Annotated in this window: 13 protein-coding genes; 1 reads left to right on the forward strand and 12 read right to left on the reverse strand. The window is 65.8% G+C overall.

What is annotated here, in order from left to right:
* Positions 1-868: 868 nt before the first annotated feature.
* The gene (locus FNF32_RS05390) at positions 869-1516 is read right to left on the reverse strand and encodes an HNH endonuclease (RefSeq protein ID WP_143796508.1); all 648 of its coding nucleotides are present in this window, start codon (positions 1514-1516) and stop codon (positions 869-871) included.
* A complete protein-coding gene (locus FNF32_RS05395; protein WP_185961868.1) occupies positions 1513-2748 on the reverse strand; it encodes an AAA family ATPase in 1236 nt (411 codons plus the stop codon). Before FNF32_RS05395 ends, FNF32_RS05390 begins: the two co-directional genes overlap by 4 nt.
* Between FNF32_RS05395 and FNF32_RS15275 the strand changes: the two genes are divergently transcribed.
* A complete protein-coding gene (locus FNF32_RS15275) occupies positions 2716-3054 on the forward strand; it encodes a hypothetical protein (RefSeq protein WP_185961869.1) in 339 nt (112 codons plus the stop codon). The two genes, FNF32_RS05395 and FNF32_RS15275, sit on opposite strands and share 33 nt — an antisense overlap.
* 58 nt (positions 3055-3112) lie before the next feature.
* On the opposite strand, the gene FNF32_RS15805 is transcribed toward FNF32_RS15275, so the two are convergent.
* The 10 genes from FNF32_RS15805 to FNF32_RS05445 all read right to left on the reverse strand — a co-directional run bounded on the left by FNF32_RS15805 (position 3113) and on the right by FNF32_RS05445 (position 14847).
* Positions 3113-3244: a hypothetical protein gene (locus FNF32_RS15805; RefSeq protein ID WP_342778022.1), complete on the reverse strand. Its 132-nt coding sequence runs from the start codon at positions 3242-3244 to the stop codon at positions 3113-3115.
* A gap of 22 nt (positions 3245-3266) precedes the next feature.
* Entirely contained in the window at positions 3267-3512 is a 246-nt protein-coding gene (locus FNF32_RS05405) for a hypothetical protein (protein ID WP_143796511.1), read from the reverse strand.
* Positions 3509-4183 (reverse strand): YcbK family protein, encoded by a 675-nt coding sequence (locus tag FNF32_RS05410; RefSeq protein WP_143796512.1) that lies wholly within the window; start codon positions 4181-4183, stop codon positions 3509-3511. Before FNF32_RS05410 ends, FNF32_RS05405 begins: the two co-directional genes overlap by 4 nt.
* A 73-nt stretch (positions 4184-4256) precedes the next feature.
* Positions 4257-4472, reverse strand: coding sequence for a hypothetical protein (locus tag FNF32_RS05415; RefSeq protein ID WP_246087703.1), 216 nt, complete (start codon positions 4470-4472; stop codon positions 4257-4259).
* A gap of 126 nt (positions 4473-4598) precedes the next feature.
* Positions 4599-6521, reverse strand: a complete 1923-nt coding sequence (locus tag FNF32_RS05420) for a DUF2793 domain-containing protein (RefSeq protein ID WP_143796514.1) — start codon at positions 6519-6521, stop codon at positions 4599-4601.
* Positions 6522-6532: 11 nt separating this feature from the next.
* Positions 6533-10531, reverse strand: coding sequence for a baseplate multidomain protein megatron (locus FNF32_RS05425; RefSeq protein ID WP_143796515.1), 3999 nt, complete (start codon positions 10529-10531; stop codon positions 6533-6535).
* Between the two features lie 32 nt (positions 10532-10563).
* Complete coding sequence (locus tag FNF32_RS05430; RefSeq protein ID WP_143796516.1) at positions 10564-10998, reverse strand: NlpC/P60 family protein; 435 nt, start codon at positions 10996-10998, stop codon at positions 10564-10566.
* Positions 10995-11879 (reverse strand): DUF2163 domain-containing protein, encoded by an 885-nt coding sequence (locus FNF32_RS05435; protein WP_143796517.1) that lies wholly within the window; start codon positions 11877-11879, stop codon positions 10995-10997. Before FNF32_RS05435 ends, FNF32_RS05430 begins: the two co-directional genes overlap by 4 nt.
* A complete protein-coding gene (locus FNF32_RS05440) occupies positions 11876-12502 on the reverse strand; it encodes a DUF2460 domain-containing protein (RefSeq protein ID WP_143796518.1) in 627 nt (208 codons plus the stop codon). Before FNF32_RS05440 ends, FNF32_RS05435 begins: the two co-directional genes overlap by 4 nt.
* Positions 12502-14847: a phage tail tape measure C-terminal domain-containing protein gene (locus tag FNF32_RS05445; protein ID WP_425467890.1), complete on the reverse strand. Its 2346-nt coding sequence runs from the start codon at positions 14845-14847 to the stop codon at positions 12502-12504. Before FNF32_RS05445 ends, FNF32_RS05440 begins: the two co-directional genes overlap by 1 nt.
* Between the last annotated feature and the right edge of the window lie 109 nt (positions 14848-14956).

Raw genomic sequence — 14956 nt, forward strand, 5'->3', positions numbered from 1 at the left:
GCGGGGTAGAGCAGCCCGGTAGCTCGTCAGGCTCATAACCTGAAGGCCGCAGGTTCAAATCCTGCCCCCGCAACCAAAATCCTGAAAGATATCATATGCTTAGAACCCGACGTAAACCGTCGGGTTTTTGCTTTTGAAATTCTTGTCAACACCTGGTCAACGTTTTGCGAGGCCCCCTTCGAAGCTGCGGATAATCGTCGTCGGTGCCATCCGTCACTTCGGAAGATCCTCCCGAAACCGGTCCATCTGGTGCATTCGCTCGTGCAGGATCGGCACGATTCCGACGTCCCCGTTCGACAGACGCCTCCAGTACACGAAATGATGCGCGTGCCGGAAGTAGAAGCCCTCGACCCCGAACTCGGCCGGGATGGGCCGTGATGCGACGCCATGGCTTTCAATCTGGCCGAACGCCGCGAAGAGGTCGGTGATTTACCGATCCGCCTGCTCGATGCCCGAACGGTCGCCTGTGTTGGGGTAGAACTCGTTAAGCCGCATCGATGAGGCCTCCAGGACGCGAATGGCCTCGTCGTCAGCCTCGGTTCCGGGCTATGACCTCGGCTGCCGTCAACGGAAGATAGCTTTCCTCAGGCGCTGCGAAGGCGTGGGTCAACTCAGCCTTCAGGCGATCAAACGATTCCCGCTCCGCCCGCCCTGTGTCGCGCGGGATTGAGTCCCGATCGTACATCGCTAATGCTCTCATGGGCACCGTTCTCCTCCACATTGAACGTTAGCAAATCATTCTGGGCATCGCTAATCCATACCGTCACCATCGTGGCCTAAGTGGCAAAGTCATGGTCCAAGCGGCAAGGCTCGCTCCGGATCAAGCGAAGTGTTCCCGCAGTGGAATGGTCGAATTCGACGTTTGCGGCTAGTCTGGCGCCTTCTGGGCCCGCTCTCTCACATATGCCTTATAACCTTCGATAGCGACTGCCTTGGTCAAAGGGTCTGCCTGTGGATCCATCATGACGCCGATCATTCCGTCCACCAGAGGATTCGGCGGAGACACTTCGACACCAGCCTTGGCAACTCCAAAGCGCCAAAGCTTGCACTTTCCAACGAGCTGGCCACCTTTCGCTGATAGCGGCCTTACGACATCGCCATACCACCGAATATGGTCATTGTAGTCGTCAAAGTGCGGGTGGACGATGATGTATTGCTGTGACTGATCGGGGAATGCCTTCCGATTAGGATTGACGCGGACTTCATCTTCGCCCTTAGCAATATTGCAGTCCTTGCATGAGGCCGCCAGATTACGTGGTTCAAACATGAAGTGCGGCGCAAGACTCTTGGCTATGATGTGTTCACCATCCCAGACCGCCTTGTTGTTCGTCGGATACTCGCGGTTGCAATAGCAGCACCGCCGGTTCTGTTCCGCGATGTAGTGGTCCTTGATCTCCGCACGGACTAAGTCGACGCTAGGATCGTTCCAGTACTTGTGGTCCTTTTGCTCCGGTTCACGTGCATTGAACGAATCGACCAATGCCTGGCACGGAGCGCCGTACTGAACGGGATTCATGACTTCGCCTCAGTCCCTGCGTCCCGCGCAGCTTCTTCAACGTTTCTGATCAGCTCAGCTGCAGGATCACTTGGCTCCAGCTCGGTCGCGAATTTGCGTAGGTCAGCAAGCGCTTCTCCAAACGCCTTAGAATTCACATCCCCATTTGCGATCATGCGTAGCGCAGTGACGATGCGGTCCCTGACGTAGAGGTTGTTTGTTGTCGGCGCCCCGAACACTTCGGCGAGGAGATAGTCGGCCGACTGTCCTTGCAGTTCTTTGGTGGATGGAAGCTTTTCCTGATCGAGCGAGATCACTTCGGCGTGCACAGGCAACTCGGAGATCACCATCGGCGAGTGAGTAGCGACCACGAAATGACAGCCATTGTAGCGGGCGAAAGTGCGCAGCAGCAGATCAATGTACTTCACCTGCCACTCCGGATGCAGGCTAAGTTCTGGCTCGTCGATGAGCACGAGACTGCCGTTCTCGATGACCGACGCGAGCGCGATAAGCGCAGAGACCATGCTTAACTGACCGGAGCTTGCCTGAAGCAGGTCTGTCGGGCCGCCATCTTTTAGCTCAACGCCAACGCCAGATACACTCAGGAAACCTGCGCGGCGCAGCGGCTGCAACTCAAGAAACAGCGGGTCTTGAAACCCCGATTCTAGGTCTGCACGCGTTTCGATCCGGTTCAGGTCAGCCTTGTCGAACGCGAGCTTTGCTAGCCCTCGAAGGGTTTCTGCAGGGATCTCGCTTCGAACGATGTTTTCGGGAAGACGCCTCTGCGTATAGGACGTCGCATCAGGGTTGTAGGGGTCGAGCCCGCCCGCGATCTCTAGGAGTAGCGATCTTTCCCTGAAGCGGTAGATGACGTTTATCATCGGTCGCATGCCGAGGAATTCGAACACAGCACCGATGTTGCTCCGCCGGAGGGCGCTATTGTCTGTCGTATCAAACAGGCTGCTTAAGGAGCGGAACAGGAGTGTCCGGATCGAAGCTTTCCCGAAATTGTCACGCAATCCGAGATAGTGATACATCGATGATGTGGCATCAACCTGCACCACGGATCGCGGGATCGTGCGGGGCAGCGGGAACTTGTCGAACGGGCTGATGGTGAGCGCGACGATGCGTTTGGGCAAAGGAAGGTCTTCAGGACCAACTTCGCGATCGTTGACTCGGATACTGATAGAACGATGCCCCCTCTGTTTGATCGTGCAATCATGCCCGTCCACACGATAGACCAGCAGGTCCAATGGAAGACCGCCTTTAATCTCTTTTCGCGTGCCCTGCTGCAGTTCCTGGAGGCGCAGGAAAGTCTGAACGATGGCGCTCAGGAGATGGGATTTGCCGGTACCGTTCTTGCCAATGACGGCCGTAAGATGTTCGTGTTGTTCGCCATCGGCGTGGGGTATTCGGCTGAATACGGCATGGGGATTGATATAGGGGCGGTCCTTGCGTCGCCATGGAATCTCAACACGGACATCGGCAGTGCGGGCTTCCAGCAACTGAAAGTCATTCTCGGCATACATAACCCCTTCCCCCATCATGCTTTTTGGTAACTATTCAGAGTTTTGTGTGCGGTGTCGAGTGTGATCACCGACAGATGGCTTTCCATCCCTACCGGCATGCCCGCGCCTGATCACGCAATACAGCATAGTCACTGAGCATCTTGGCGATGACAGCCCCTTCCGGCAATGCTTCGACCTCGTCGGCGGCCTGCGCCTGATCGGCTGTCGTGTAATCGACCACAGGTGGGCAAAGGGCGCGAAGGTCAGAACCGCCCATCGCGCAAGCGCTCAGCCAGAGCACCGCGATCATGAGGGCGGCGGGCGGCGGCGTCGAGCATCTGGCGGTGGATGGCATCGTTTCTCTCTCTGGCATCAAGCCGTTCGGCGGCGCGCCCAGCGCGTTCACCGGCGCGGCGCAGGTTCAGCAGGAACAGCAGGATCGCTGCGGCGGTGAGGATCAGGCCCAGCGCTTTTCGCGCCGGGCCATGGGTCAGAAGCCAGCTGATCACCGCTGGCCTCGCTTCCAGTCGTCGAGTCGGGCGTGGATCGTGACGGCGATGCCGATCAGCGCGATGGCAATCAGCACCCAGCGCAGGGTGTCGAGGTAGGGGACCAGCGGCTGGATCGTGGTCTGCGTTTCGGCAAGAACGTCCTGCAGCACTTCGAGCCCAGCCGCACCGACAGTTGCAGCGCCCGCCGCGCCGCCACCGCGCAGGGTGCGGCTTTCAGACAGCACTTCGCGCGCAGGCGTCAGTTCCGGCGCGAAGGGCACAAGACGGGCCGGAAAGGGATCGCCCCAGGACCGGGCAGGCCCGAGGTCGATGTGCATGAAGCCGGAGCGCGGATAGTATCCGAACCCCAGGAAGCCCACCGCCCTCGCGGCCGCCTCGAAGGCTGCTGGGTCGTGGTTCGACATGGCGATGTCGAAGGCGGTACCCTGCATGTGTTTCGAGGCCGGGGCCCCGCCGACGGCGCGGTTGTGTTCCGGGCTGCGATAGGCCGAGCGGATGATCAGCGGCTTGCCCAGCCGGTCGCGCAGGGCCTGCAGCTTGTCCATTGCTTCGGTGTTGATCTTGATCGCGCCGGTGCCGCGGCAGGCGATCTCGGCGGCCGAGAAGTTCGGCCAGCGCCAGGCAGTAGCTGGCACATCGCGCCAGTGGGGGTAGGTCAGGGTCGGCATGGTGGATCCTCCAGATGAAAAAACCCGCCTCATGGGCGGGGGATGTGGTCGTCGTGGTGTGGTCGCCAGGCGGTCAGTCGGATCGGCCGCGCTGGAAGGCGTCGAAGAGCATGTCGCGCATCGAGCGGATGTCGGTCTCGATCCGGTCGAGGCGGTCGCCATCGACCTTGCGATCTTCGCTGCGCTGCTTGTCAGTCCGGTCGCGTTCGGTGATGAGTTCCCGGTCGAGGCGGTCCAGCAGGGCCTCATTGGTGAAGGCCTTGCGCGTGATCGCCGCGATCAAGGCCATGGTGCCACCGATCAGGGCGGTCAGCGCGGCGGTGATCCCGTGGTCCCGAAAGGCCCGCGCAACCTCTCCGGCGAGAGTGGTCTGTTCGTTTATGGTGGTCCTTTCATTGCCGCGAGCTGCGGTCGGTCAGAAATCGGTTTCGAGGTAGACACCGGCGCAGTCGTAGACGACGGCAGCGGCGGTTGCGCCGGTGTTCAGGAACAGCCTCGGCGACAGGAATTGCGTGGCCGCTGGCAGGTCGGCGGTGATCTCCTGTTCGAAGACCGCGCCCGACATTTCGTCGACCGCCCGCACCCAGACCGAGCTGCCATTCGGCGGGGCGGCGATGAAGAGCGTCAGCACGCCACCAGTGGCGATACCGAAGGACGCGCCCATGTCGGTCAGGGTCGGTGCGCCGGTCCCGTCGTTCGCGACCAGTTGCCAGCGGGTGTGCGTCCCGCGCTGGAAGCCGATGCCGATGCAGTTGATGGCTGCGGCCAGCGTCAGGGTGGTGGCCAGTGCGGCGGTAGAGCCGTAGAGGCCGAAGAAGCCCATCCCGGTCGCCTGCAGCGTCGTCAGCGAAATCCGCGTGACGAAGGTCCAGCCGCCGAGGCCCGCCGCGTTCCCACGCCAGCAGGCCCAACCTGCGGAACGCTGATCGGCCACCGAGTCCACGACGGCCGCCGAGGTCAAACGCCAGCGCCGCATCGAGGCGGCGAGGTTCGTCGTGGCCAGCGTCGGGTGTGAAACGGTGCCGACCGAGGTGATCGGCAAGCCTTCGGTCGTGATCGTGGTGCTGACGGAGGGAGACCAGTTGGCGATGCGGTTCACCCCGAAGTGGGGCTGGAGGGGGAAATCTCGGCCGGAGGGGCGCATGACGTCGATCCACGGCGCCCCGGCACGGCTGCGCGCATAGAGGGCGGCCTTCCCTGTGGGCGGCGGGGTCGGCGCGGCGCTGAGGCCGGGCAGGACGGTCGGCTGCGGCAGTTCCACCTGGCCGTTCGTGCGGTCAATTCTGATCGCGTCGAAGAAGGCCGAGCCATCCGGGCTGACCTTGAAGCTGAAATCGTCATTGCCAAGGAGGCCGATCAGGGCCCGCGCCGAAAACCCGGTCTTGAACGCGAAGGCCGCGTCATTCCCGGCCGCAGCCTTGTTGACGGTCGTCTCGATGCCCGCGCCTGCATTGTTCAGCAGCACCGCAGGCGTGTTGACCGACAGCCGGTTGTAACTGTCGGCCGTGGCCCCGCCGAGACCGAGCAACTGCGCGGTCAGGTTGGCCTGCGGCATGCCGACCTGCGTGACGGCATTGGCGAAGGTGACCGTGGGCGTGTTCACCACCGTCGCCCCGCCCGCGCCAGCCGTCGCAGAGCCGATGTTCACGACCGTCGTCGACCCGGACACGCCGCCAGTGCCGAGGTTCACGGTCTTGGTCACGCCGGTGGTCGTGGCGCCGATGCCCATGCCATAGGTGGCGGTCGTCGTGGCCGTGCCGATGCTTGCCGAGGCCGCCGAGACGGTGACTGTGCCCGAGGCGGTCAGCGTACCCGAGAAGGTCTTGTTGCCGGTGAAGGTCTGCGTTCCGGCGAGGATCGCCAGTTCGGACGAGGTGTTCGGCAGTGTGAAGCTGCGCGTGGTGCCTGCGCTGATCCCCGCCAGCGAGAAGGTGGCCTTCTTCGTCGGATCAGCGTCGTTCACCAGGCTGAACACCGCATCCGACACGTCGCGTGGCTCGCCCACCACTTCCCAGGCGCTGCCGGTCCAGACGAGGAACAGGCTCTCGGCTGCGACCCAGACCAGCCAGCCGGTACGCGGCACGAGGCGGATCCATGCGCCGTCGACCCAGAAGGCGATGTTCAGGTCCCACCCCGCCCAAAGGCCGGTCGCGCCCGAGGCCACGAGCTGCCGGTTGCCGTCGGCCGGGCTGGCCGGGGGCGCGGTGCGAGTGCGGTCGAGGACCGAAAGTTGCACCATGGCGTCGAGGAGGCGCAGCGCCTCGTTGTGGGTGACATGCTTCTGGGCTTGGGCGGCCAGTAGGTAAGGCAGGCCCAGATGGGTTGTGGTGTCGGACATGGGAAATCCCGTCAGAACTGGAGGGTCACGGACGCGGGCGTGCCGCGGCCAAGGCGGTTCGAAAGCTGGAAGATGCGGATCGCCAGCGTCTGGCCGGGCCCGAGCGGCGCACCCCAATCGGCGTTCTGCTGAGCAGCGGTGTAGAGGACGGAGGGCGTACTGCTGGTCAGCGTCCGCTTTATCGCAGCGCCGTCGAGGATCTGGAGGTCGTAGGACTCAACGTCTTCGGCCAGCGGCACCTCGACCTGCTCCCAGGCATCGGCGACCAGCGCGCGGGACCGCCGTGTCCAGCGGATGGTCAGATCGCCCGTGTTCCGGGCCGTTCGCCACGGCTGTTCGACATGGACCGGGGCGAAAGGCACGAGGCCCCGCCCGGTCGGGGTGAACCCTAGCGCGGCAAAGCGGTCATCGCTCACCGCCCTTGCGGCCGGGCCCACACGCCAGTTCCACGGCAAGCCAAGGTCTGCCTCGGCAATGGGCAGCGACGCCAGCGTTGTGTCCAGCACCACGACCCGCGCCCCGGCCGGGGCGGGATTGCCCATGGAATATTCTGACCCGCGCTGCCCGCGGAGGAGGCGGGTGAGCCGATAACGACCGGTGGCGACCAGTTCAGCCGCGCCAGCCTGGACGATCTCCCAAAGGCCCGCCGCTGTCTCGACGGCTACCGCATTGGCCCCGCCGAACAGCGCGACGTCGGTCACGCTTTCCAGCGTTCCCGACAGCAGATCGACCACCAGCGCGTTGCCGAGATCGAAGCGTGAGGTGGGGCCCGGAAAGAAGTCGAAGGCCAGTGTCCCGATCCGGGCCCGACTGCCGAAGGTCGTCAGCAGATTGAAGCCATCCGTCGAGGCGCTGCGGAACACGGCGATCTCGCCAAGCCATGGGCTGGCATGGGCGGCGATCAGGGGCCGATGTGCGGGCTGGTCTTCGCTGATCTGCGGCAAGTCCAGCATGACCACTTCCGGCATGCCGAAGACGACGGGGCTCGAAAGCGAAGCCGGGCGGGGATCGCCGGGCGGCATGTCATACGCGACGCGGTCCTGCCGCATCGCCTCGATCCCGCGTGCTTCGGCATCGGCGACCGAGACGAGGCGGAATTCCACCTCACGGCCGTCGTGTGCCAGCCGGATCACGTCGGCCGGATCGAGGGCAAGACGCGAGGGCGGCAGGCGGAAGGTGGCGCTTTCCCGGCCGATCCAGGCTTCCATCAGCGCGCGGCGGCAGCGGCGTTCCGCCTCCTCGGGTGGGATCGCCATGGGGAAGGACTCGGAAGCGATGCGCGTCGTGTCGACAGTGATTCGCCGCGCCTCGACGAGCGCCGCATCGTAATCTTCGTCGGCGCGTGCGACCTGCCACTTCAGCGCCTGCGGCAGTTCAGTCTCCTGGCCACGGGTCAGCTCAAAAGCCTCGCCCTCGCGGCTGGAGACCAGATCATCCACCGTCAAGGTGAGGCTCGATGCCCGGCCGCGCATCACGAAGCGGATCACGCCTTCGGTCTCGATGGCATCGAAGCCGAAGTGGCGGGCCAAGGTGGAAATCGACGCGCGCGGGCTTTCCAGCGCGCCGATCACATAGCCCTCCACCGCGCCCCAGAGGCCGGTGACGTCGATCAACGCCTCATCGAGCCCAGCGCGCAAGCAGAGGTGGCGCACAAGGGCCGCCAGCGACACCGCGCCCAGCCGCCCGGTCAGCCAGTGGCCAAGCCGCCAGTTCGGCCCGTCCGTCCAGATGCCGGTCAGTTCCGGAAAGAACGGATAGGGCCGCGCATCCCAGGTCCATGCGGCGCATTCCGGCACATGCACCATCCGGCCGCCGTAGACGGAAGACGTCGGGTTGTTCGCACCTTGGCCCCACCAGAGATAACTGGCCTCGAGATAGGCACGCTGGATCGCGTCGTCGCGCCAGCCGCGCGAGAAATACGGGGTGAAGCTCTCCGACGACTTCGGGTCGAAGAAGACATTCGGCTGGTTCGTGCCCCGGTCGATGGCGGGGCATCCAAGCTCAGTGAACCAGACGGGCTTTGATTGCGGCACCCATGCGGTGGGCGTTCCGCTTTCTACCCCGCCCGGGCGGTTGAAATGCAGGTTCGACCACCAGGCGCGCAGATCCTTGTAACGGAACACCCACGGTTTGCCCGCAGCGCCATCCGTGATCGGCGTCCGGATCTGGGCCGACCGGTCTGTGGCGCTGGCATAGAACCAGTCAAAGCCCTCGCCCCCGGCAATGTTGGCCTGCAGGTAGGCCCGGTCATGGATGCCGGGCCAGCCCTCGAGGGCGTCGGCATGGTCGAAACCGTCGCGCCAGTCGGAGAGCGGCATGTAGTTGTCGATGCCGATGAAATCGATGTTGGCATCAGACCAGAGCGGGTCGAGGTGGAAATAGACGTCGCCGCTGCCGTCCCCCGGCTGATGGCCATAATACTCCGACCAGTCGGAAGCATAGCCCACCTTGGTGCCCGCACCGAGGATTGCCTTCACATCCGCCGCCAGCGCCTTGAAGGCGGTGACGGCAGGATAGGCGCTGGCGCTGGAGCGGATCGTGGTCAGCCCGCGCATCTCGGTCCCGATCAGGAAGGCATCGACGCCGCCCGCCACCGCGCAGAGATGGGCGTAGTGCAGGATCATCCGGCGCAGGCCCCAGTCGCCGGAGGGACCGGTCCAGCTGACCGTGTCGCCCGCAACGGCGAATTGCGCCGGGGTCGCCGCGCCGAAGAAGCTGGAGACCTGCGTCGCCGCAGCGGCGGTCTTGTCCGCGGTCCCCGCAAAGCCTGCCGCCGGGGAACAGGTGATCCGACCGCGCCAGGGGAAGCCGGGCTGGCCCGGTGTGGCGGCATTCGCGCTGTAGGGGTTCGGCAGCGTGTTGCCGGGAGGGACGTCCATCAGCAGGAAAGGATAGAAGGTGACGCGCAGCCCGCGCGCCTTCATCTCTTGGACCGCCTGCACCACCGCGAAGTCGGCAGGTGTCCCGCCATAGACCGGGCGGTCCTCGGCATCTCGGCTGACGAGATGCGCGTTCGCCCGTGCCACGCCATTGACCGTCCAGACCTTGGGGCTGGTGACCTTGGTCGCCACCTCGACGCCGGGCTTGATGGTGCAGTTGCCCGCCCGCAGGTCGTTGCCGAACCAGGCGACGACGAGACTGACACTCTCGACGGCCGGGGCCATGGCCTGAAGCCGATCGAGGGCCACGACGATATCGGCCTCATCGGGCAGCGCGTTCAGGTTCTCGGCCGAGGTCGTTCCACCTGTGGTCTGGCCGAACACCGTGGTGGATGCCCCGACCGTCTTGCAGACAGCCTCCGTCGCATAAGTGAACTCGCCCGAGGCGGGGATCATCGTCACGGCCATGACCAGCCCTTCGGCGGTGTCGGGGTCGGCCAAGGGTCGGAACACCTCGAACGACAGCTGCGGCAGGCGGTTGCCGTAGGTCGAGAGCGCCAGTTCCTCGAAGACAACATAGGCGGTGCCGCGGTAGGCGGGGGTGTTGGCCGTTCCCATCTTCGCCGCGATGAACGGGTCGGCCCCCTGGGTATCGTCGCCTCGATACCAGCGCCAGGTAATGCCCGTCATGTCGAGCGGCTTGCCATCAGCCCAGATGCGGCCGATGCCGGTGATCGGGCCTTCGCAGAGCGCCACGGCGAAGCTGGCATAGTAGAGGTATTCGGTCGTCTGGACCCGGCCGCCGCCGCCACCCTTTCCACCACCCTGCGTCGTGGTCTTGGTCTCCTCGCGGAAATCGGTCGCCCAGATGATGTTGCCGCCGATGCGCATGCGGCCATAGAGGCGCGGGATGATCGCGCCTTCCGTGGCCGAGGTGATCCGCAAGCTGTCGAGGCGCTGGCCCTCGATCTTCTGCGCCGGGGCCAGCGAGGACACGATCCAGCTGTCGACCACCGAACCGATGGTCGATCCGATGAAGCCGCCGATGGCCGCCCCGGAAAAGCCGAGGATCGCGCCGCCAAAAGCCCCGCCGATGGCGGAACCGACAGCGCCAAGGACGAGCGTGGCCATTGCGGAAACTCAGGGTTCGAAGGGTTATGGAGTCAGCGTGCCGGGAACAGGAAGGCGAAGGCGAAGCGCCGCCGCCAAGTTGGGGTCAGCGGCTCCTCGATCACGCCGAGGCGTTCATAGGCGTGAAGGAGGGTGTCGGGGCCGGTGAGGATGCCTACATGCTTGGCGATGGCGCGGGGCGTCATCCGGAACAGGACCAGCGCGCCGGGTGGCGCACTGGCGGGTGCGATCTCCGGCATCATGCGGCGTGCGCCCTCGGCCAGCACCTCGCGCGGCCCCGTTTCACCCCAGTCGCGGCTGTAGGGAGGGATCGGGAACGGTTCAGGCCCGACCACCGCGCGCCAGACACCCCGTGCCAAGCCAAGACAGTCGCAGCCGACTCCGCGCAGGCTGGCTTGGTTGTGATAGGGCGTGCCGAGCCAGGATCGGGCAGCGGCGATGACAAGGGCGGGATCGGCAACGGTCACAGCACCGCCCCCTCGTGCCCGCCGTCCTTGGTGGCGTAGCGAAGGACTGCGTCCTGGCCCGGGATGTGTGGGAAGCCCCGGAAGTTCGCGACATTGGCGAACTTCGCGCCGCAGGTCGCCATCCGCTTGTCGCAGCCCGCCCGTACCACGAAGGCATCCGCCGCCGTGATCGGGCGCACCGGCGCTTCCAGCAGGGTCAGGATCGCCACGCCATCGACGATGTCATGCGAAAGCACTTCGACCCGCCGCCCCGCGTTCGCGCCGCTGGTCCACTCGACCAGCCCGAAGGAAAACCAGCCCGCCGCGAAGGGGCCGAGGCCGGAAGCGGTGAAGGCGCGGTCCCGCAGCACATCGATCACCGCGCCGTTCCCCTTGAAGGCCGGGGCCTCGAGGTTCACACCGCAGCGCGCATCGCCCAGCGCGGCATCGCAGCTGGCCTGAAACGTCCGCCCCACCGTCTGACCGAGGACATGGGCAAGGCTCCGCACCTCCGCCACGAAGGCCAACCGCCCGCGCCGGATCTGGCCGATGGCACCGCGGCGCAAGAGCACGCGCTGCGCAGACGCCGCCCAGTTCACCCGCCAGACCTCGACAACTGCGGCGTCCCAGCGGCCGTCGAGGATGTCCGTCTCCGTAATCCGGTCCGACGACAGCACGCCTTGCGCGTCCTGCGCGTCCACCGACAGATCGGATCCCGACCGGACCTCGGAGGCGGTCAGCCCACTTTCCGGTTCGAACTCGGTCCCGTCGAACGACAGCGTCCGGTCGTGGTCGGTGAAACCGAAGGTCACGCCATCGGCGCGGGTGATGCGCCAGCACCAAGCAAGCGTCGTGGTGCCGTCGTCGAGATGCGCCTGCAGCGCAGGGTTCAGGGCTTTCATGTGCGGATTTCCACGAGGGGGATCGAGGTGATCGACCCGAGGCGTTCGAGGTCGAGGGTGACGTCGAGGACATCGGTGTCGAAGCGAACGGGGACGTCGAATTCGAAGCCTGCGGTGATGGCCACGCCCGCGGCCGGGGCGGTGGTGAAGGTGATGAGGCCGGTGGTCGTGGAAACCGACCAGCCAGAGGCTTGTGGCGTGCCGTTCAGGGCGATGGCCACGGTTCCGGCGACGGGCTTGGTGATGGCCCGCGTCCAGGACTGCGCGCCGGAGGTGTAGCGTTTGGCCAACTGAAAGGTGTTCGTACTGCCGTTGCCGGCGCCGATGGGTTGATCGGTTGACACGGGGGTCTGCGACGGCAGGCAGGACTTGAAATCGGCCCAGTCCTTGAAGCGGAAGCCATGGAGGCGGCCATTGCGGGCCTCGAAGAAGGCAACCACCGCCGCCAGATCGTCGGCGCGGCGGATGCCGTAGGCCACGTCGTAGCGGCGTCGCGAGTTGGCCCAGCTGGCGTTGCGCTCCTCGGCCCCGCTTGCCAGTTCGACGATCTGCGTGCGGCGTTCAGGGCCACCGCGTGCCCCGCGGCTGATGCTGTCCGGAAACCGGACCTCGTGAAATGCCATTACATCCCCCTCCGGCCCAGAGAGACTGCCCGGGCGATGTCGCTGGCGACCTGCGTCCGGGACTGGCGGAAGCTCTCGGCGTCACGAGCGTTGATCGTGACGTTGACAGTCGGGGCGCTGGCCTGGCCGTAGCCTGCCGCTTCCCGTCGCGAGAGCACCCGCTCCCCGCGCTGAAGGATCGCTGGCACCTCGTCAGGTCGCAGCCCGGCCCAGCCGCCGTTGTGCATGCGCGGGGCACCCGCAAAGGCCAGCGCCGGGACCATGCGTCCGGGACCAGGGGCACCGACCATCCCGCCCGCATGCAGGATGTTCGCGAAAATCCCACCCGCCCCGCCCAGCGCGCCGGAAAGGGCATTGGCGATGGGGCCGAGGATGAAGCGGCGGGCGGCGAGCTTCGCGAGATCGCCGATCATCGAGGTGACCAGATCGCGGAAGTCGAGCTTGCCAGTCTTCACAAAGTCGCCGATGGCGTTCTCGGCGCTCTGGAAGGCCCCGACCAGCGCGCTGCCGATATCGCCGCCAAGGTCGCGCGCCTTGGCGGCATAGTCGGCGAGCGCTGCCGTGACAGCCTGCCAGCCGGTCAGGGCAGTCTCCGCGCCCTCGGCTGCAGCGGCCCCCGCGTCGCGTGCAGCGCCGCCTGCGCCATCAGCGGCGGTGGCGGTGTTGTTCAGGCCGGCCGTGAGGGCACTGGCCGAGGCGGCCGCCTCGGCGAGTGCGGTCTCGGCCTCAGTGCCTGTGCCGGTCACGGCATCCTTCAGCGCCTGCCAGCTGGCGAGCGGCCGACCTGCGGCGTCAGCCAGCATCCCAGCCGCCTCGCGATAGACGTCGGCCCGGGCGCGGGCATCGTCGGCCATGGCACCGAGGCCAAGATCGGGCGGTTCCAGATAGGTGCGTGACAGCGCAGCCGAGAAGGCATCCGCGGCGGCGGCACCGGCTGCGGTCGCAGCGCCTTCGAAGGGGTTGCCGATGCGGCCGAGTTCCACCGGATCAAGGATGCCGATCCGTACCCCGCCCTCGCCGGTGGCCCATTCCGGTAGTAGCGCAAGGGCCGCGTTCAGGGTCCCGATGAAGCTGTTGATACGCGTGACGACGCCGTTCAGCATCGCCTCGACGCCGGAGATCAGTCCGTTAGCCGCCTGAAAGGCGAAGTCGCCGATGGCGCCGGGCAGACTGCCCCAGATCGCCACGGCCGCATCATAGGCCCCCTGAAAGATCGCGGCCGTCCGGTCGCCGAAGCTGACGACGCCTGCGATGGTGCCCTCGAGGGCCGAGAGACCGGCCGCCTTCAGCCCCTCCCATCCAGCCGCCATTCGCGCGAGGGCCGAGTCGAGCGACAGCCCGATGCGCGACCACACCTCGCGGGTTAGATCGCCGAGGAGGCGAAACGCCTCGCCCACCCCGCCGACCCGGGCCACCAGCTGCGAGAACTGGTAGACCAACTCGCCCGCACCGACGATCAGCGCGCCGATGCCGGTGCGGATCAGGGCGCCGCGGAGGAACACCAAGGCGGTGGACAAGCCGCGCACGGATAGCGCGGCGGCGGCAAGCCCGGTCACCCAGCGCCCGGCCATGACAGCGGCGAAGGTCGCGGCATAGGAAGCGAGTCGCCCGAGATTGCTGATCAGCCCGTCGATGGCCGAACGGAGGATGCCGCCATCGGAGGCCAGGGCAACGAAGGCATTGGCGAGCGCCTCGATGGTTGGAGCGACAGCCACGGCGATGCGGTTCCGGAGACCATCGAACACGAGGGATACGGTACCCAGCGCCATTTGCGTGCGGCGCAAGGCTTCCAGCGCATCGCTGTCCAGAATCGCCCCGAGGTCCGAGACTTGGTTACCCAGACGGGCCATCTCGGCCCCGCCGTTCCGCAGGAGGGGGATCAAGCGCGTGGCGTCCGAGGCCATCGCCTCGAGATAGAAGGTCATCTCCTGCTGGCTGAGACCGGCGCGTTCCAGCGTATCGACGTAGAGCTGCAGCGCCTCCGGCCCCGAAAGGCGGGCGAACTGGTCGGCTGTCACGCCCACGCGGGGCGCGACATTCTCGAAGAAATCCGCCATCGGCCCGCCACCGGTCTGCAGGAAGTCCCCGACCCGGTCGTTCACGTCCTTCAGGATATCGGCGAGCTTCTCCTGCTCGATGCCAACCGTCCGCGCGCCAGCCGACCAGCGCTGCAGGGCCTCGGGTGTGGCATTGGCAACCTGCGCGAACTGACGGATCTGGGCGGCGCTCTCGGCTGTAGAGCGGACGATCAGCCCGAGCGAGGCGGTGGCCGCCGCGGCTGCGGCCCCGAGGGCGAGGCCAGTGCGTCGCGCGAAGGCGGCCAGACGAGTGTTCGCCAGTTCCATTTCGCGCGACAGGCGGCCAAAGCCACGGGCCCTGACCTGCCCCCCACGCGATCCCTCAGTCTGATGTAGAGTCTGCCCCACCTGAAGGAGCAGACGAATGAGGAAAAGC

It is taken from the genome of Paracoccus marinus, assembly GCF_007018965.1.
In the GTDB taxonomy this organism is placed as follows: Bacteria; Pseudomonadota; Alphaproteobacteria; order Rhodobacterales; family Rhodobacteraceae; genus Paracoccus; species Paracoccus marinus.